The organism is Rhizobium leguminosarum bv. trifolii WSM2297 (genome assembly GCF_000271845.1).
Map to the genome: position 1 here is coordinate 390999 of NZ_JH719393.1, position 19070 is coordinate 410068.

At 61.3% G+C, this 19070-nt stretch carries 14 protein-coding genes and 1 pseudogene; 10 read left to right on the forward strand and 5 right to left on the reverse strand.

Annotation, left to right across the window (positions count from 1 at the left end):
* Positions 1–495: 495 nt before the first annotated feature.
* Positions 496–1161: a GntR family transcriptional regulator gene (locus RLEG4DRAFT_RS05605; protein ID WP_003575955.1), complete on the forward strand. Its 666-nt coding sequence runs from the start codon at positions 496–498 to the stop codon at positions 1159–1161.
* A 293-nt stretch (positions 1162–1454) separates the two neighbouring features.
* On the opposite strand, the gene RLEG4DRAFT_RS54120 is transcribed toward RLEG4DRAFT_RS05605, so the two are convergent.
* Together RLEG4DRAFT_RS54120 and RLEG4DRAFT_RS59865 are read right to left on the reverse strand one after the other, a co-directional pair.
* The gene (locus RLEG4DRAFT_RS54120) at positions 1455–2060 is read right to left on the reverse strand and encodes a hypothetical protein (RefSeq protein WP_003575956.1); all 606 of its coding nucleotides are present in this window, start codon (positions 2058–2060) and stop codon (positions 1455–1457) included.
* Positions 2020–2278: pseudogene (locus tag RLEG4DRAFT_RS59865) on the reverse strand (hypothetical protein); the annotation flags it as partial. The gene RLEG4DRAFT_RS54120 and the pseudogene RLEG4DRAFT_RS59865, both read right to left, overlap by 41 nt.
* Here RLEG4DRAFT_RS59865 and RLEG4DRAFT_RS59870 point away from each other — a divergent pair.
* Complete coding sequence (locus RLEG4DRAFT_RS59870) at positions 2277–2471, forward strand: hypothetical protein (protein WP_037093270.1); 195 nt, start codon at positions 2277–2279, stop codon at positions 2469–2471. The pseudogene RLEG4DRAFT_RS59865 and the gene RLEG4DRAFT_RS59870 sit on opposite strands and share 2 nt — an antisense overlap.
* Before the next feature lie 43 nt (positions 2472–2514).
* On the opposite strand, the gene RLEG4DRAFT_RS05620 is transcribed toward RLEG4DRAFT_RS59870, so the two are convergent.
* Together RLEG4DRAFT_RS05620 and RLEG4DRAFT_RS05625 are read right to left on the reverse strand one after the other, a co-directional pair.
* Positions 2515–2796: a hypothetical protein gene (locus RLEG4DRAFT_RS05620; protein WP_003575958.1), complete on the reverse strand. Its 282-nt coding sequence runs from the start codon at positions 2794–2796 to the stop codon at positions 2515–2517.
* A 26-nt stretch (positions 2797–2822) separates the two neighbouring features.
* Positions 2823–3275: a hypothetical protein gene (locus RLEG4DRAFT_RS05625; protein WP_003575960.1), complete on the reverse strand. Its 453-nt coding sequence runs from the start codon at positions 3273–3275 to the stop codon at positions 2823–2825.
* 224 nt (positions 3276–3499) lie between these two features.
* On the opposite strand from RLEG4DRAFT_RS05625, the gene RLEG4DRAFT_RS05630 reads away from it, so the two are divergent.
* From RLEG4DRAFT_RS05630 to RLEG4DRAFT_RS40715, 7 genes are all read left to right on the forward strand, one after another.
* Complete coding sequence (locus RLEG4DRAFT_RS05630) at positions 3500–9799, forward strand: HAMP domain-containing protein (protein WP_003575961.1); 6300 nt, start codon at positions 3500–3502, stop codon at positions 9797–9799.
* A 10-nt stretch (positions 9800–9809) separates the two neighbouring features.
* Complete coding sequence (locus tag RLEG4DRAFT_RS05635; protein ID WP_003575962.1) at positions 9810–11486, forward strand: response regulator; 1677 nt, start codon at positions 9810–9812, stop codon at positions 11484–11486.
* Between the two features lie 97 nt (positions 11487–11583).
* Entirely contained in the window at positions 11584–11841 is a 258-nt protein-coding gene (locus RLEG4DRAFT_RS05640) for a type II toxin-antitoxin system ParD family antitoxin (RefSeq protein ID WP_003575964.1), read from the forward strand.
* Positions 11834–12124, forward strand: a complete 291-nt coding sequence (locus RLEG4DRAFT_RS05645; RefSeq protein WP_003575965.1) for a type II toxin-antitoxin system RelE/ParE family toxin — start codon at positions 11834–11836, stop codon at positions 12122–12124. The genes RLEG4DRAFT_RS05640 and RLEG4DRAFT_RS05645 overlap by 8 nt, the downstream gene beginning before the upstream one ends.
* A 140-nt stretch (positions 12125–12264) precedes the next feature.
* Positions 12265–14028, forward strand: coding sequence for a malto-oligosyltrehalose trehalohydrolase (gene treZ / locus RLEG4DRAFT_RS05650; RefSeq protein ID WP_003575966.1), 1764 nt, complete (start codon positions 12265–12267; stop codon positions 14026–14028).
* A 21-nt stretch (positions 14029–14049) separates the two neighbouring features.
* Positions 14050–15918 carry a 4-alpha-glucanotransferase gene (gene malQ / locus RLEG4DRAFT_RS05655; RefSeq protein ID WP_003575967.1) on the forward strand — a complete coding sequence of 623 codons (1869 nt, stop codon included), beginning with the start codon at positions 14050–14052 and terminating at the stop codon, positions 15916–15918.
* 189 nt (positions 15919–16107) lie between these two features.
* Positions 16108–16269 carry a hypothetical protein gene (locus RLEG4DRAFT_RS40715; RefSeq protein WP_003575968.1) on the forward strand — a complete coding sequence of 54 codons (162 nt, stop codon included), beginning with the start codon at positions 16108–16110 and terminating at the stop codon, positions 16267–16269.
* 142 nt (positions 16270–16411) lie between these two features.
* Here RLEG4DRAFT_RS40715 and RLEG4DRAFT_RS05665 read toward each other — a convergent pair whose 3' ends face one another.
* Positions 16412–17599 carry a hypothetical protein gene (locus tag RLEG4DRAFT_RS05665; protein WP_003575969.1) on the reverse strand — a complete coding sequence of 396 codons (1188 nt, stop codon included), beginning with the start codon at positions 17597–17599 and terminating at the stop codon, positions 16412–16414.
* 487 nt (positions 17600–18086) lie between these two features.
* Between RLEG4DRAFT_RS05665 and RLEG4DRAFT_RS05675 the strand changes: the two genes are divergently transcribed.
* A complete protein-coding gene (locus RLEG4DRAFT_RS05675) occupies positions 18087–18980 on the forward strand; it encodes a DMT family transporter (RefSeq protein WP_003575970.1) in 894 nt (297 codons plus the stop codon).
* The last annotated feature ends 90 nt before the right edge of the window (positions 18981–19070 follow it).

The window sequence follows — 19070 nt, forward strand, 5'->3', positions numbered from 1 at the left end:
CTGCGCTGGCTTGGCCAACGTGGTGTCTACGGATGCAATAGCTGGCTGTTCCATGAACCCTCTCCTTATTGCGGACGCCCTGAACTCCCTCGGGTTGGTCCACGTGGATTTGTTGACGCATGTCACGTTGCCACGTTTCACAATTCTGTCAAGATTGTTCAACAATATTTATTTGATCGTTCCACTAAAGTGCTCAAATGTTGAGCGAATAGAACGCTATTTAGGCGCCAAGGGTCTTATTGCGAGCCATATAAGGCGTCGCGCGTCCGGCCTTGCGTCTCAACGACAAGAATGCCGCCGCGCGATCGATCATTTCTCTGCCCGACTGCCGGCCGTGACCCTATCTAAAACTTCGCAGTGATCTACGCGATCATGCCTTTCCTCGTACGGTTCCCATGTGAGGCGAACCGCTATATCGATGCGCAGGGGATGGATGATTCATCCACGCATGCACAAGGGGCCTTATGCAAAGGGGCCCATGCCCAAGGGAATGTGATGGCTGAGCAGAATAACACATCGGCGCTGGCACCGAGGCTGGCGGAGGAAATCCGCGGTAAGCTGATTGCGGGCGAATTCAGGCCCGGCCAGCGCTTGTCCGAGGCGACGCTCAGCACCGATCTCGACGTGTCGCGCAATTCACTGCGCGAAGCCTTCCGGCTGTTGACCAAGGAAGGGCTGTTGCGGCACGAGCCAAATCGCGGCGTCTTTGTCGCCACGCCCAGCATGGCCTCGATCATCGATATCTACCGTGTTCGTCGCATGGTCGAATGCCAGGCGATTGCCAAGGCCTATCCCAATCATCCGGCGGTGACGCGTATGCGCTCAGCCGTCGAACATGCCAAAGTCGCGCGCCTGGCGAAGGATTGGCGCACCGTCGGAAGCGAGAATATGGTCTTTCACGCGGCGATCGTCGATCTCGCCGACAGTCAGCGGCTGAACGCATTCTATGCCCAGATCTCCGCAGAACTGCGTCTCAGCTTCGGCCTGCTCGCCGATCCCGATTTGTTGCACGCCCCTTATGTCGACCTCAATGCGGCGATTCTCGAAAAGCTCGAGGCGGGGATGACGGCCGAAGCTTCAGCAGCACTCGAGGCTTATCTGCTGCAATCGGAGCGAACCGTTCTCGCCGCTTTCTCTCGGATCGACAGGGGCAACGCGTAATGTCGGAGTAACCAAAGCCGAACCTTCGCGCGGCCGTAAGCCGCCGCGGGCGGTTTGCGGCAAGACCGATCAGGGCAGAGAGGCCAAGCGGCCAGAAGTGATGTGCTGTCGAAGCGGTTAGTGGCGGCAGCCCCAGGACCGGGGCAGAAGAAGAGCGGGTCGAGATGTGTTAGATGGATCCTATGGAGGATCAGCCCAGGCGGAACAAGGTCGATCGCCAATGGTGAATCGGCGAGCCAGGCGGGCGGGGCCGGCGCGCGGCTCCCGACGCCCTCTGCCTCCGGCCGCCGGAATCAGGCAAAGCCGTCGGAGGTTTCAATCCGGATCAGCCGTAGCACCGCCTCGCGATCGCCATCGCGCAGCGCCTGCAGGGCAGTGCGATCGCCGAGAGCCGTGTCGGACGCGAGCAGGAAATCCAGCGCGATCCAGGGGCCGGCGCCGGGAAAACCGCGCACGACATCCGATATCCCGGCGATTACCTCGCGCTGGTCGAACTGGCAGAGCGGATAGCGCCAGTCGCTGCCCTCGCGCATGGCAAGCAGGGTGCCGGCCCGCCGTCTTTTGTCGACGGCCTGCCTGGTGATGCCGAGGATGCGTCCGGCGTCCTCGGCCGAGGCCGCCCGGCCCGCCCGCTCTATTAGATCCTGGCGATGGGCGACATTGCGGGCGAGCGCCGGAACGAGGGGGTCGAGATCGTTGATCTCCGTGCCCACCATGTCCGACCGGCTGAGAAGATGTGCCAATGATCCGGCGTCGGTCGGTGCAGAAAGCGCATCGGCGAGATCCTTTGCCGACACGTTCGCCGAGATGCGCTCCAGCGCCGACATCGCGCGTCGCAGAAACGCGGCCTGGACGGGATTAGGCTGCACGATGACAGGATTGGATGCGTGGCGGGCCATGAGTAGCTCCTTGGTTGACAAGGTTTTTATATGGCGTGCGATGATACGTAGCCAACCAAATGTTACTAAGCCGGGTATCACCAGGCTTCGAAAAATCCCGGATTGCTCGAGAGATCCCGCGTTGCGGTTCTCCTCGGCGATGTGGTGGCCGCTCTCAATTCCGAAACCGCGCACGTCAACCGCCCAGTTTCGCCAGATGCGCCGGGATCGCCGTAGATGGGCACCGATGCCTATCACGACCAGCTCGACGTTATTCGTGATACAGCCGCGCTTCATGGCATGATCGTGGATGACCGCGCCGGTATCAGCATCGACCGTGCACGACCGGGGATCGCGACGGGGCCGGAAAGCGACCTGCCCCACGCTGTGCCCTCCGTCGCTCACGGTCGGCATGGAAAGAAGGACGGCTGATCCCGATCCGCTCTGCCGGACGCGCTGAAACCTTGGAACACAATCAGCTTTGCTTTCCCACACGCTTGGCATAGTCCGAAAAGGTCAGCCGTTCGCCCCGCGCGGCTGCCTCGTCGGCAAGCTGCAGCACTCGGATGGGAAACAGGATAGCGGCGCGGTTGGCCCCAGACAGCTCATGGTCGTCGTCCTCTTCGATTGCCCGTTGGGCTTTCGAGAGCGCGGTATTGAGCTCCTGGCGGGTGAGCAGTTCCTTCTCGACGATCGCGTCGCATATCGACGTCATGGCCATGATCAGGCCCTTGAGCTGCAGATTGGCAGTATTCATGGGAGCTCCTAGGAAACGAGGGGTCTCTAGTCCGGTTCGACCGATCGGATCGTATCGACCGAGACCGTCCCGTCAAGGATGCCGCGTGCGACATCACGCCTGTTCCGGTCGATCTCGATGACGGTGTATAGCTTGTCGTCGCGAAAGGCGCTGGCATTGGCCGTCGTGACATCCTCGGCGGGCGCCGCATCCACTTCCATGAAATCGAGCTCACGCGACGCGGCGACGATCCTGGCATCACCAGCCGTTCTGGCGGCCACCACGACGGTGCCGTGTCCCGGGGCATTATCCCATCTCGGGTCGTTAGGGGCGGCAATCGGCTCCAATCGATAGATGTTGAGCATTTCGCCACCGGCTTCCGGCGACGCCTCAGTCGCCGCATCCTGCATTTGCGCCTGGCTTTCGACCGACCTTCCGAAGGTGGTCGGGCTGGTCGCGTTGTTGATCTCTTCCTTGCCTGTCCGTGAGACGTTCGACATGTCGCTCTCCATTGTCAGAACGGAAACGACGGCCGGCGGGCAACTGTTCCCGCTGGTGCAAAAAACCGCAAACCTTGCCAAAACGCCGTCCCGAGGCGGTTTGGATTCATGCAGCTTTAGGTTCATTTCCTGTATGGCAAATCATGATAGGCTGCATGCGAAATGGCCCATACCATTTTCTGCGTTGAGCACTAAATTACCGATCGTCGAAGAGGGGGATTTTCGTGAGCAACCAAACCAGTGAACGCGCGCGCGACAACATCGAAGCAGACAGCCTCAATGGCCATGACCAGAAGGCGATGGCATTCGACGATGCCAGCGCGCTGCTGGAGGTCCTCGTCGCGGTCCGGCGCGGTGACTTTTCCGTGCGGATGCGGTCCGACCTGACCGGCGTTACCGGCAAGATCGCCGATGCTCTCAACGATATCATCGCCGGCAATCAGCGCATGGCCCAGCAACTCGAGCATGTCGGCCAAGTCGTCGGCCGGGACGGCCGGACGAGTACGCGGGTGCGCTTCGGCCTTTCGGATGGTTCCTGGTCTGAGATGGAAGGATCGATCAACGGACTGATCGACGATCTCTTGTGGCCGACGACAGCTGTCACACGCACGATCACCGCGGTCGCTAAGGGAGATCTCCTGCAGACGGTGCCGCTCGATGTCGACGGTCGGGCGCTCAAAGGCGAATTCCTGCGCTCGGCCGATATCGTCAATACGATGATCAAGCAGCTGAGCGTCTTCACCTCTGAGGTGACGCGTGTTGCCCGCGAGGTCGGCACGGACGGAAAACTCGGGGGGCAGGCGCAGGTTCCTGAAGTGACCGGCGTCTGGAAAGACTTGACCGAAAGCGTCAACTCGATGGCGTCGAACCTGACGGCGCAGGTTCGCAACATCGCTGAGGTGACGATCGCGGTTGCCAATGGCGACCTTTCCAAGAAGATCACCGTCGACGTGCGCGGCGAGATCCTGCAGCTGAAGGAAGCCATCAACACCATGGTCGACCAGCTGCGTTCTTTCGCTTCGGAAGTAACGCGTGTGGCCCGCGAAGTCGGCACCGAAGGCAAGCTCGGCGGTCAGGCATTGGTGCCTGGGGTGGCCGGCACCTGGAAGGACCTGACCGACAGCGTCAACGCCATGTGCGGCAATCTGACGGCTCAGGTGCGCAACATCGCCCAGGTGACCACTGCCGTGGCGCGCGGCGACCTGTCGAGAAAGATCACCGTCGACGTCTCGGGCGAAATCCTGGAGTTGAAGGAAACCATCAACACCATGGTCGACCAGCTCAACGGCTTTGCCGGCGAGGTGACGCGCGTGGCGCGTGAAGTCGGCACTGAGGGCCGGCTCGGTGGGCAGGCGCAGGTGCCCGGTGTCGCCGGCACCTGGAAAGACTTGACCGACAACGTCAATTCCATGGCCTCGAACCTCACGGCGCAGGTGCGCAACATCGCCGAAGTGTCGACCGCGATCGCCAATGGCGACCTATCGAAGAAGATCACGGTGACGGTGTCCGGAGAAATCCTCGAGCTGAAGGAAACCATCAATACGATGGTCGATCAGTTGAACGCCTTTGCCTCGGAAGTCACCCGTGTCGCCCGCGAAGTCGGAACCGAGGGCCGGCTGGGCGGCCAAGCCAATGTGCGCGGCGTCGCCGGCACCTGGAAGGATCTGACCGAAAACGTCAACTCGATGGGCGGCAATCTGACGGCGCAAGTCCGCAATATCGCCGAAGTCTCGACTGCGATTGCCAATGGCGACCTGTCGAAGAAGATCACCGTCGATGTGAAGGGCGAAATCCTGGAGCTGAAGGAAACCATCAATACGATGGTCGATCAGCTGAACGCCTTTGCTTCGGAAGTGACGCGTGTCGCCCGCGAAGTGGGCACGGAAGGCCGGCTCGGCGGTCAGGCCAATGTGCGCGGCGTCGCCGGCACCTGGAAGGATCTGACCGATAGCGTCAATTCCATGGCCTCCAACCTGACGGGGCAGGTGCGTAACATCGCCGAAGTCGCAACCGCCGTCGCCCAGGGCGACCTGTCCAAGAAGATCACAGTGACCGTGTCGGGCGAAATCCTTGAACTGAAGGAGACCATCAACACGATGGTCGATCAGCTCAACGGCTTTGCCGGCGAGGTGACACGTGTTGCGCGCGAGGTCGGCACGGAAGGCCGGCTCGGTGGGCAGGCGAACGTGCTCGGCGTTGCCGGCACCTGGAAGGACTTGACCGACAGCGTCAATTCCATGGCCGGCAATCTGACGGCGCAGGTGCGCAACATCGCCGAGGTCTCCACAGCGATTGCCAATGGCGACCTGTCGAAGAAGATCACGGTGTCGGTCTCGGGTGAAATCCTTGAGCTCAAGGAAACGCTGAACACCATGGTCGACCAGCTGAACCGCTTCGCCTCCGAAGTCACGCGTGTTGCGCGCGAGGTAGGAACTGAAGGCAAGCTCGGCGGCCAGGCGCAGGTGCCGGGTGTCGCCGGCACCTGGAAGGACCTCACCGAAAATGTCAATTCCATGGCCTCCAACCTGACCGGCCAGGTGAGAAACATCGCCGAAGTGACGACGGCGGTGGCGCGCGGCGACCTGTCGCGCAAGATCACCGTCGACGTGAAGGGCGAAATCCTCGAACTGAAAAACACCATCAACACGATGGTCGACCAGTTGAACGCCTTTGCCGGCGAAGTGACGCGCGTTGCCCGCGAAGTCGGTACCGAAGGCAAGCTCGGCGGCCAGGCGCAGGTCTCCGGCGTCGCCGGCACCTGGAAGGACCTGACCGACAGCGTCAACTCGATGGCCGGCAACCTGACGGCGCAGGTGCGCAATATCGCCGAGGTGGCGACTGCGATCGCCAATGGCGACCTGTCGCGCAAGATCACCGTCGACGTGCGCGGCGAGATCCTGCTGCTCAAAGATACCTTGAATACCATGGTCGATCAGCTGCGATCCTTTGCCGGCGAAGTGACGCGTGTGGCGCGCGAAGTCGGCACCGATGGCAGGCTCGGCGGCCAGGCAGTGGTTCCCGGCGTCGCCGGCACCTGGAAGGACCTGACCGACAACGTCAACCTGCTTGCCGCCAATCTGACGACCCAGGTTCGAAACATCGCCGAAGTCACCACAGCCGTGGCGCGCGGTGACCTGTCGCGCAAGATCACGGTCGACGTGAAGGGGGAAATCCTCGAGCTGAAGAACACCATCAACACCATGGTGGACCAGCTCAACGCCTTTGCCGGTGAAGTAACGCGTGTGGCGCGCGAAGTCGGGACCGAAGGCAAGCTCGGCGGCCAGGCGCAGGTGCCGGGTGTGGCCGGCACATGGAAGGACCTTACCGATACCGTCAACGTTATGGCCGCCAACCTGACCGAGCAGGTTCGCGGCATCGTCAAGGTCGTGACGGCGGTGGCGAACGGCGACCTCAAGCAGAACCTCACCGTCGCCTCCAAGGGCGAGGTGGCGGCGCTCGCCGAAACCATCAACAACATGACCAATACGCTTGCGACCTTCGCCGACCAGGTGACCACGGTGGCGCGCGAAGTCGGCGTGGAAGGCCGCCTCGGCGGCCAGGCGAATGTCCCGGGTACGGCGGGGACGTGGAAGGATCTGACCGGCAACGTCAATCTGCTTGCCGCGAACCTGACGACGCAGGTGCGCGCCATCGCCGAAGTGGCGACCGCCGTCACCAAGGGCGACCTGACACGCTCGATCAAGGTCGATGCGCGCGGCGAAGTGGCCGAACTCAAAGACAACATCAACACGATGATCGACAACCTGCGGCTCACCACGGAGCGCAATACCGAGCAGGATTGGCTGAAAACCAATCTGGCGCGCTTCACCAACATGCTGCAGGGACAGCGCGACCTGACGCTGGTCGGCAAGATGCTGTTGTCGGAGCTGGCGCCTCTGGTCGGCGCCCATCAAGGGGTAATCTACCAGGTGGACGCCGACGAACAGCAGCCCTTCCTGTCGCTGCTTTCCGTCTATGCCCGCGGGGTCGAGGCGGCGCACCCGCCGCGGCTCGAATTCGGCCAGGGGCTTGTCGGACAGTGCGCCAGCGACGCCCGCCGGATTCTGGTCACCGACCTTCCCGACAACGTCGTCCCGATTAGCTCCGGCGTATTCACCACCTTACCGAGAAGCGCCATCGTGCTGCCGGTGCATTTCGAGGGGCAGGTCAAGGCGGTTATCGAGCTAGCTTCCGCCGGCGACTACACCGAGCTGCAGCTCTCCTTCCTCGACCAACTGACAACATCGATCGGCATCGTCCTCAATTCTATCGAAGCGACCATGCAGACCGAAGGCCTGCTCAAGCAGTCGCAGAAACTCGCGGCAGAGCTGCAGACGCAGCAGCGCGAGTTGCAGCAGACCAACGAACAGCTCGGGCAGAAGGCGCAGCAGCTGGAGGAACGCAACGTCGAAGTCGAGGCGAAGAACCAGGAGATCGAGCAGGCCCGGCGCGCGCTGGAGGAAAAGGCGACCGAACTGGCGCTGACATCGAAGTATAAATCCGAATTCCTCGCCAACATGTCGCACGAGCTACGCACGCCTTTGAATTCTATCCTTATTCTCGGCCAGCAGCTCGGCGAGAACCCCGACGGCAACCTATCGGGCAAACAGGTCGAGTTTGCCAAGACAATCCACGGCGCCGGAACCGATCTCCTGAACCTGATCAGCGATATCCTAGACCTGTCGAAGATCGAATCCGGAACGGTCTCGGTCGATGCCGAGGAGATTTTCGTCAGCAACCTGCTCGAAATGATGGCCCGGCCGTTCCGGCACGAGGCTGAAAACCGGAACCTGTCGTTCGCGGTCGAAGTCGGCGGCGATGTCACGAAGAGCATCATTACCGATTCCAAGCGGCTGCAGCAGATCCTCAAGAACCTGCTGTCGAACGCCTTCAAATTCACCGCGCAGGGCGGCGTGACGCTTCGCGTCGCCTTGGCAACCAGTGGCTGGTCGCCGGATCATCCGTCGCTCCGGCACGCGCCTTCGGTCATTGCCTTCGAAGTCGTCGACACCGGCATCGGTATCCCGCCTGAGAAGCAACGCATCATTTTCGAGGCGTTCCAGCAGGCGGATGCCTCGACGAGCCGCAAATATGGCGGCACCGGCCTCGGGCTGGCGATCAGCCGCGAGCTGGCAAACCTTTTGGGCGGCGAGATCCAGCTGCGCAGCACGCCTGGGGTCGGCAGCACCTTCGTCCTCTATCTGCCGCTCACCTATGTCGGTGCCGGCGCGATTGCGCCGAAGCCCGCTCCGTCGGCAAATGTCGTGGAATTCGCCGAGGCGGCGGCAAGCCGCCGCGCCGAAAAGACAATCGAACATGTGGAAGACGATCGCCACCAGATTGCGGCTGGCGATTCAGTGCTGCTCGTCGTCGAGGACGATGCGCATTACGCCCGCGTCCTTGTCGATCTCGCCCGCGATAACGGGTTCAAGGTGCTGGTGGCGATGCGTGGCAGCGATGCGCTGGCGCTTGCACAGGACTACCGGCCGGCGGCGATCTCGCTCGACATCTTCCTGCCCGACATGCTCGGCTGGACGGTGCTCAGCCAGCTCAAGCAGAATCCGCAGACGCGGCATATCCCGGTGCAGATCATCAGCCTCGACGAGGATCGCCAGCATGGGCTGACCCGCGGCGCTTTCGCGTTCATGAGCAAGCCGACGACGCCCGAGGGCCTCGGAAAGGCGCTGTCGCGCTTGAAGGCCTATTCGCAGCCGCGCCGCAAGCATCTGCTGCTCGTGGAAGACAATGAGGCGGAGCGAATGAGCGTCACCGCGCTTCTCGGACATGACGACATAGACATCACAAGTGTCGGCTCCGGATCGGAAGCGCTCGCGGCCCTCAGGCAGGATCCGCCGGACTGCGTGGTGCTCGACCTTTCGCTGCCGGACATGTCCGGCTTCGAGGTCCTGGAGCAGATACGCGACGACGCCGAGATCGGCGAGGTGCCGGTAGTGGTCTTCACCGGCCGGGAGCTTTCCCCTGAGGAAGATGCGACGCTGCACAGCATGGCCCGAAGCGTCGTCGTAAAGGGCGTCGAGTCTCCTGAGCGGCTTCTCGATGAGACGGCTCTGTTCCTGCACCGGGTCGTCGCCGATCTGCCGGCGGCAAAACAGGCGACACTTCGGGAATTGCACAGCTCGGACGAGGATCTCGTCGGCGAGACCGTGCTGCTCGTCGACGACGATGCCCGCAATATCTTTGCGCTGAGCAGCGTGCTCGAGCGCCGGGGAATGAGGGTGCTTACGGCCACGACCGGCAGCGAAGCCATCGACGTCATCAACAACGAATCTTCGGTGGCGATCGTGCTGATGGACATCATGATGCCCGGAATGGATGGTTACGAGACCATGCAGGTCATCCGGTCGGAGCCACGGTTCCGGCGGCTACCGATCCTGGCGCTGACGGCCAAGGCGATGAAGGGCGACCGGGAGAAATGCCTGGAAGCCGGCGCATCCGATTACCTGGCGAAGCCGGTCAATACCGAACAGCTTCTGTCGGCGCTTCGCATGTGGCTGCACCGCTGAGGATCCGGCCATGAACCCAGTCAACATCCTCCTCGTCGACGACCAGCCCGCCAAGCTCCTGAGTTATGAGGTTATCCTCGAAGAACTCGATGAAAACCTCATCAAGGCGCAATCCGCCCGTGAAGCCTTCGAGCACCTGTTGCGCACCGAAATCGCCGTAATCCTCGTCGATGTCTGCATGCCCGAACAGGACGGCTTCGAGCTCGTCAGCATGATCCGGCAGCACCCGCGGTATCAGAACACGCCGATCATCTTCGTTTCCGCCGTGATGCTGGCCGAACCCGACCGGTTGCGCGGTTATGCCGTTGGCGCGGTCGACTACGTCTCCGTACCGATCGTGCCCGAGGTGCTCAGAGCCAAGGTCAGGGTCTTTGCAGATCTCTACAGGAAGACGCGGGAACTCGAACGCCTGAACGCCGAACTGGAGGCGAGGGTTCGTCAGCGCACCGCCGAGCTCGAGGCCTCGGCCGCCCAGTTGCGGGAGCTCAACGAGGAGTTGGAGCACCGGATCGATCAAAGGACGCGCGAGCGCGAAGAGGCGCTGGCGCAACTGTTCGAGGCGCAGAAGCTTGATACGATCGGTCATTTGACCGGCGGCGTCGCCCATGACTTCAACAATCTACTGATGGCGGTTCTCGGCAGCCTCAACCTTCTGAAGAAACGGCTTCCGAGCGATGAGCGAAACGAACGCTTGGTGACAAACGCGATCCAGGCGGCCGAGCGTGGCACAGCGTTGACACAACGCCTGCTTGCCTTCGCACGCCGCCAGGAGCTCAAGCCGCAGGCGGTCGACTTCCTCACGCTTTTCGAAAATGTCGAGGATCTCCTTGCCAAGGCCGTAGGTCCGCGCATCGAAATCTGCAAGCGCATCCCGACAGATCTGGCGCCGCTGCTGGTGGACAGTAACCAGTTGGAACTGGCGCTGCTCAACCTGTTCGTCAACGCGCGAGATGCATTGGAAAGCGGCGGCGCTGTGACGGTTGCCGCGGCCCATGCCGAAGAGGCTCGGCCGGCCGGTCTCGCGGGTGGGAACTACATCAGGATATCGGTGTCGGACGATGGCGAAGGCATGGACGAGGCAACGGTTTCGCGTGCCGCCGAACCGTTTTTCACCACCAAAGGGGTCGGCAAGGGAACCGGTCTCGGCCTGTCGATGGTGCATGGCCTGGCGGCCCAATCCGGCGGCTCGATCCAGATATCGAGCGCGAGGGGCAGCGGCACCACCGTATCCCTTTGGCTGCCCGTGGCCGAGACCTCTGTCAAGACGCAGCCGGCCGTCGAGCCTCTCGCGACGGAAGCCCTGAACCCGGTGTCACGGCCGCTCGCCATTCTCGTCGTCGACGACGATGCGCTTGTTCGGACCGGAACCGTGGCGATGCTGGAGGATCTCGGGCACCTGCCGCGCGAGGCTTCTTCCGCCTCGCAGGCCTTGGAATTTCTGGCCGGCGGACGGGATTGCGATCTCGTCATCACCGATCATGCGATGCCCGGCATGACAGGCGCCGAGCTTGCACGCCACCTCCGCTCGGCCTTCCCCGGCCTGCCCATCATCCTTGCCTCGGGCTATGCCGAGTTTTCCGAAGACCACGGGCTCGGCCGGATGCTCAGGATGACGAAGCCGTTCACCCAGGAACAGCTTCAGGCCGCCATGGACAAGGCACTCTCGGGCAAAGTCGCGGCGGCGTGACAGTCGAAACGTCTTGCAATCATCGGCCGGCGGCCAGTTCTATTTGTCGCGTTTATCAAAAACTGATAATATCGCTTCAACGAAAAGGTATCGCGCTATGCCCTCTAGCTACAACATTGGTCCTCGCTATGAAGGACTTGTCCGCGAGCTTGTCGAAAGCGGGCGTTATGCCAGCGCCAGCGAGGTCGTGCGCGATAGCCTCCGGCTGCTGGAACAGCGCGAGGAGATTCGCGCGCTTGAGCTGGAAAAACTCAAGCGGGAATATGCTGAGGGCAAAGCCAGCGGCGAACCCGAGGAGGTTGATCCCGCGGGCTTCCTGCAGGAGCTGAAAGCAGAACGCGCAGCCCGTGGCTAGATATAGGTTGTCTCCGCGTGCCCAACGCCAGATGCGCGATATCTGGCGGAATATTGCCGTTCAGAATGAACCGGCAGCGGATAGGCTCCTGCAAAGACTTTTTGAAAAGTTCGAACTGGTTGCCGCACACCCCGAAATCGGGCCTGCCCGCCCGGAAATCAGCGCCGCTGCCCGTCTGATTGTCGAGGGACGTTACATCGCCATCTATGAACCCACGAGTTATGGCGCTGAAATTGTCGTGATCGTTCACGGAATGCGCGAGCCGTCGACCTGGCTCGACTGACGCGGCCTCTCATAAGCCAGTAATCTTTTGTTTGGTGAGGGTAGCTGCTTTCGCGCGAGCGCTTGCGAACGAAACTTTTTGCTCCCGCAAAAGTTACCCAAATCCATCCTCACTTCACCGAAGGCTTTCCCTTGACCAATATGACGTTCGGCCCCGCATTCACTGAAGACGGTATTCTGTTTCGGCTCTGGGCTCCTCTGCATGAAAGCGTATCGTTGAAGATCGAGGGCGCCGATCCGCGGTCGATGCAGGCGGCGGACGGTGGCTGGCATCGGTGCGCAGTTCCGAATGCCCATGTCGGCACGCGCTATCGCTTCGTCCTGCCGGACGGCCTTGAAATTCCCGATCCCGCCTCGCGGTTCCAGCCGCAGGACGTGCACGGTCCGAGCGAAGTGGTCGACCTTTCCTCCTATGGCTGGAAGGCTAGCGACTGGACCGGCCGGCCATGGGAGGAGATGGTCGTCTACGAGATGCATATCGGCTGCTTCACGCCGGAGGGCACTTTCGAAGCTGCGATCGAGCGGCTCGATCATCTGCGGGAGCTGGGCGTCACGGCGTTGCAGATCATGCCGGTCAGCGAATTCCCCGGCCGTTACAGCTGGGGTTATGACGGCGTGCTGCCCTATGCCCCCGACAGCAGCTACGGGCGGCCGGAGGATTTCATGGCGCTGGTGGATGAAGCGCATCAGCGCGGTATCTCGGTATTCCTCGATGTGGTCTACAACCACTTCGGGCCCGACGGGAATTTTATCCCTTCCTATGCGCCGCTCTTTACGGACCATCACAAGACGCCATGGGGCCACGGCATCAACTATGACGGCGACGGATCGCAGATGATCCGCGAATTCGTCATTGAGAACGCCACCTACTGGATCACCGAATTCAGGCTCGACGGCTTCCGCTTCGATGCTGTTCACGCGATCAAGGACGATAGCGACGAGCATCTGCTTCACGAGCTTGCCCGCCGCGTCAGGGCTGCGGCCGGCGATCGGCTTATTCATCTGATCGTCGAGAACGAGGAGAATGACAGCGATCTGCTGAAGCGCGATGAAAAAGGCGCGGCGAAGCTGTTCACCGCCCAGTGGAACGACGACATCCACCATATGCTGCATATCACTGCCACCGGCGAAACCTTCGGCTATTATGCCGATTATGCGGGCGATGTCGGCAAGCTCGGCCGGGCGCTGGCGGAAGGTTTTGTGTTCCAGGGAGAACATATGCCTTATCGCGGTGGAAATAGGGGCAAGCCGAGCGGTCATCTGCCGCCGACCGCTTTCATCTCCTTCATCCAGAACCATGATCAGATCGGCAACCGGGCGTTGGGAGACCGCGTCATGGTGTCGAGCCCGGCCGATGCCGTCAAAGCCGTCATATCAATCTATTTGCTGGCGCCCGAGATCCCGATGCTGTTCATGGGCGAGGAATGGGGTGCTGCAGAGCCTTTCCCGTTTTTCTGCGATTTCGACGAGGAGCTGAACGAGAAGGTCAGGAAAGGCCGTCGCGAGGAGCTTTCGCGTCTGCCGGGCTTCGACGCCGACGACCTTCTCGACCCGACGGCGCCGTCGACCTTTGCTGCCGCCAAACTCGACTGGTCGAAAGTTGCTTCCTCTGAGATCCTCGATTTCTACAGGACACTTCTCGACCTCCGGCACCGCCGGATCGTGCCTTTGCTGAAGGGAGCCGCCGCCGGAAGGGCCGTCTACCGCTCGGCGGGAAACGCGATCGCGGTGGACTGGACCCTTGCGGAAAGCCGGCATCTTCATCTGCGCACCAACCTCGGCAACGAAGCGGCCGCGCCGCCGGCCTCGCAGCAGGAAGACGCCGAGACGATCTTTCGTCTCGGCGGAAGCGGTGGCGGCGATCTCGCGCCCTGGACGGTGATCTGGAGCATCAGCGAGGCGTGACGGGGTGGGAAGGGTCGAATAATGAAATCCGCTGAACTCGACAAGCTCGCCCGCTTCCACGGCATCAGCCCGACACGGCCCAGCCCCGAGAACCGGGAAGTGCCGATTTCCGCCGCCACCAAGCGCAAGATACTCTCGGCATTGAATATTGGCCTGACGGGGACGGCGGATCAACAGACCGGCGGGCCGCGACAGGAAGCGAAGCCGGATCGCAGGAAGATTCCCGTGTCATTTCTGCCGGATTTCCTTTCCGGCACACGTGTCTGGGGCCTAAGCCTGCAGCTTTACGAACTCCGGTCGGCACGCAACTGGGGCATAGGAGATTTCAAGGATCTGGCTGACATGGCCGATCTGGCGGGATCGCTGGGGGCCGATTTCATCGGCCTCAACCCGCTTCACGCGCCGTTCCTCGCCGATCCTGATCGCTGCAGCCCCTATGAGCCCTCAAGCCGCCAGCATCTCAACCCGCTCTATATCGCCGTCGACCAGGTGCCGGCTTTTGCCGGCAGTCCCGAACTCGAACGGGAATTGAAGCGCCTTCGCCAATCCGATCTCGTTGATTACATCGGCGTCGCGCGAACCAAGCTCGGTGCCCTTCATGATCTCTGGTCGGCATGGCGACAGCGCCGCGTCAGTGACAAGACCGTCGATGACGACGCCGCCGATTTTGACGCCTTCGTCGCGCAAGGCGGCGACAGCCTGCGGCTGCATGCGCTGTTCGAATGCCTTTCCTTTTCCATGGTCGAGCGCGGGGCGGGCGCCGGCTGGCAAGGGTGGCCGGCCGAGTTCCAACGCTTCGACAGTGCCGCTGTCGGCGATTTCGAACGCGAGCATTCAGATGACGTTCGCTTCCACATGTGGCTTCAATGGCTTGCCCACCGCCAGCTGATGCAGGCCGCGGATCGGGCGCGCAGGGCCGGCCTGCGCATCGGGCTCTATCTCGACCTTGCCGTCGGGGAGGCGGTCGACGGCTCGGCGACGTGGAGCGAGCCGGATATCTATGTCTCGCAGGCCACGATCGGCAGTCCTCCCGATCCATTCGCCGTTCACGGGCAGGACTGGCATCTTGCCGGATATCTGCCGTCCGAAATTGCCGGAGGAAAGATGTCGCCTTACCGGCGCATGGTGAGCGCCGCGATGCGCTACGCGGGCGCCATTCGCATCGACCACGCGCCAGCGATCCGCCGTCTTTTCCTGGTTCCTTTGGGCGACAGGCCGGACAGCGGCGCCTATGTTCGCTATCCCGAGGATCGGCTGCTGCAGATCCTCGCGGAGACCTCCGCCGAACATCGATGCCTCGTCATCGGGGAGTCTCTCGGAATGATTCCGGAAGGATTGCAGGAGGATCTGGCGGCTGCCGGCATTCTCTCCTATCGGATCCTTTCCTACGAACAGAACGAAAAGGGCTTCAAGCCGGCCGATGCCTATCCCGCCCTCGCGCTTACCTGCATTTCGACACATGACCACCAGACGCTTGCCGGCTGGTGGCGCGGCGCCGACATTCAGGATCGTTGTGAACACGGTATCGTACCGCCCGATCTCACCGAAGAACATCTCGAACACCGCAAGCGCGAACGGAGGCACCTGAAAACGGCACTCAAGGCCGCCGGCCTCGACGTGCCGCCGCGGCTCACGGCGGCGCGGGCAAGCCAAGAAACGCTGAAACTTTTGACCGTCAGCGCCTACCGTTTCATTGCCCGGACCCCATCGCTTCTGACCGCCGTGCGGCTTGCCGATCTCACCGACGAGAAAAGACCGACCAATATTCCAGGCACCAGCGACAGCTATCCGAACTGGAAGCCGAAGCTATCGGTTCTGCTGGAGAATCTGCTGTCGGTCCCGCTGCTCAAACGCGTGACGGCGGCAATGCGGGAGGAAAGGCCGCGGTGAATTGCGGTCGAGCGAGCCGCCCGCTTCAATGTTGCCTTCCGATGGGGACCTGCGGGGCGGATGGAAATCGATCGGGGACGGAACGAATACGAAGCCGGCGAATTTTGGGTAAATAAGGACAGGGAATGTCGAGATGAAGGCTTACGGCTTTCGCCGCTTTCGGCCCCACCCTATGATGGAAACACGATCATGACGACCGCATTCATCCCTATCGCATTGGCTCTGATCATCATCTACGCCGGCCCGACATTGCTGTTCATCTGCGTCGGCTATGCCGATTATGTGCTGGAGCGACGAAGACATATGATGGCACTGAAGCACGCGGTGAGGCGTCGCAGCGACGAGTTTTAGCGAATCCAGGGAAATCGTTCTCTTCACCTGGATCAACGTGGTCGGCTTTTCGTCGACCTTCGATGTTGCTTGCCTTTCCCGGGAAAGGACCCCAGAGGCAGGTCGGAAAACCCGCCTCTGGCAGTTCACCTCTATAGGCGGCTTAATCGTTCGCCGTCACCTTGACGCCGAGAACCGAAGGAATGGTGTTCGGCGCACCCATGGCCGCGCCGATGATCATCGGAAATGGAACCGGCTTTTCTGGTGCTGCGCTGATCGTCATGTTTTTCGGCCCGTCGAGATAGGTGTTGACGGCAGCCGATACCTGATTTTGCAACTCCGGCAGGTTGAGCTGCGCCATCATCATCGGCACAAGACCTTTCAGTGATTGCGTCAGCTGTTCGCCGGTGATGCCCTGCTGCGCGCCGGCATAGTCGAGCGCCTTCTTGGTGATCGAGGCATCGTCGAAGCGGATCGAGGCGCTGTTGAACGTCAGCTGCTGCATCAGCCCCAACATTGCAAGGCCGGCGGCCTGGTTGGCCTCTTCCTTGTTCGGATTGGCCTCGGCCGTCTTGACCGCCTCCTGCAACGACTTGACGAAGGCCAGCGTGTAGCCGGAGAGGTCGACGGCGATATTCAGCCGGCCGATATTCTTGAAGTCGAAAGCGTATTCGTCGACAGCGATCTTGCCGCTTTCGACTTCCCAGCTGCCCTTCATCGTCACCGTCCCGTCGAGCGTGGTCAGCCCGAGTTTCTCGATGGCGTCCTTCGCGCTCGCATCCTCGACCTGCGACAGGTCGGCTTTCACGCCGGCGACATTGGCGTCATAGGTAAAGCCACCATTCTGGCGCCCGAGGTTCGACTCGATGCCCTCGATGGCAAACACGTCCTTGCCCTTGATGTTGACAGCGATCGGCCCGGTGCTGACGGTTTCATAGAGGAGGATGTCGTTCAGCGTGTCGCCTGTGGCATTGGCGGGAATCGTCAGGCCGGCGATCTCGATGTCCTTTACGGAAAGCCGACCTACTGCCTGGCTCATGTCGATATCCGGGAAAGAGACGGTTTTGGCGTGGTAGCCGCCGCCTTCGGTTTCCTCGACGCCCTCGAAGGTGAGCTCGCCGATCTTCAAAGTATCGCCGGGCAAGTTCGCATATCCAACCTGGACGCCCGTCGCCGTTACCGTGTCGCCATCGACATCAGCCTTTTCGAAGGTGATGACCGTGCCGCCGGCACTGGTGGCGGCATTGAGCTTTTTCATCATATCAGCGCCGTCAAGCGCGAAGGAGGGGCCGGCGAGCGCGAGAAAAGCGGTGCTTGCCAGCATCAGGCGGAGATTGCGCATATGCTTCATGGAAATGTCCTTATGGGGGTAAGTATGGGGATTGGGAAATTTCCGGACCTACCCATCCGGCTCTCAGGCCTGAGAGCTGGCTGGGATGTCGCGGTACATCTGGCAGCTAATTGGGCGGTGAGGAGGTTAGGCACCGCCGGGACCGTCGGGCTGAAGAAACATAGCCGGCATTCCCTCGAGGATGGACGGCGGCATTTTCTCTAGCATGGGACGTTGTGCGGCTCATTCTGAGACGTAGAGTGTATTCCCTCGATTCTTGCAACCCAAATTGCGATGGCGGGAATCATTCGCCGGAATTTGGACGCTCTTCAGCCCACGCGAAGAGCAGCTCCAGCGGCATTCTCTCACCACTGATATATTTGTATTTTAGTATGGACGGCGACTGAGGGATCGGGCTAACACCGTCGGGAGATGTTGGTCACCGCACTTGCTATATCGAACCATACGATATGGGCCGGCCTGCATTCGTTCAATCAGGAGAAACGCAATGCAGCCCGGTCGTACAGGCCTTGCCGTCGGAATGATGGTGGCCGCAGCCTTTTTGAACAGTCTTGACGCAATCATCGTGCGTTTGCTGGCCGGCGAGGTGCATCCGTTGATGATTGGCTTTTTCCGGTCGTTTTTCGGACTTCTTGCCGTCTCGCCGTGGATCGTGTCTCGCGTTGGTCTGAGAGCCTCTCCCTACCGGGTCCTGCATGGCGTGCGTGCTGGTCTGAAGCTCGCCTCACTGGTTGCTTTGTTCGTCGCCTTTGCGCATGCGCCACTCGCCGATGCAACGGCGATCAATTTCACCATGCCGATGTTCCTGGTTCTCGGTGCGTGGCTCGTGCTCAAGGAACGTGTCGGCGCCGCCAGCGTCGCCGGCATTGCCGCAGGCTTTATCGGCGTCATGATCATCATTCGCCCCGGACCGTCCGGTTTCGATCAATGGCTGCTTTTTGCGCTGGTGGGAGCGGTCTTGACCGCGGCCAGCCAGTTGATGCTGCGGCGGATGGCATTGAGGGACAGCGCGGACCGGCTGGTTGCATGGAATCTGATCGCCACGGTGCCGCTTGTCCTAATCGTCATGCTGCCGGTCTGGTCACTGCCGACGTGTAGCCAACTCGGGCTGCTCGCCATGCAGGGGGCACTCGGCGCATTTAATATGACGCTGATCACACGCGCCTTCGGTATGGCGGCTGCAAGCGTTCTGGCGCCGCTCGACTTTCTCAGGCTGCCGGTCGTGGCGCTGATGGCCTTCTTGTTTTTCTCGGAAGTTCCTGCCCCCCAGACGTGGATCGGCGCGGCGGTCATCATTGGCGCGACGATCATCGGCACCGGCGGTATGGCGTGGAGACGAAAGCCGCCGGTTGATAAGAAAGGGGGTTCACAAAAATTCTAGATGAACTAATATTTCAGTTGCTGCTGTCGACGGCGGCGCCTGGCGGGCGACAAGCGATGACCAGGCTTTCGGTTCCTATGGGTTTCACTC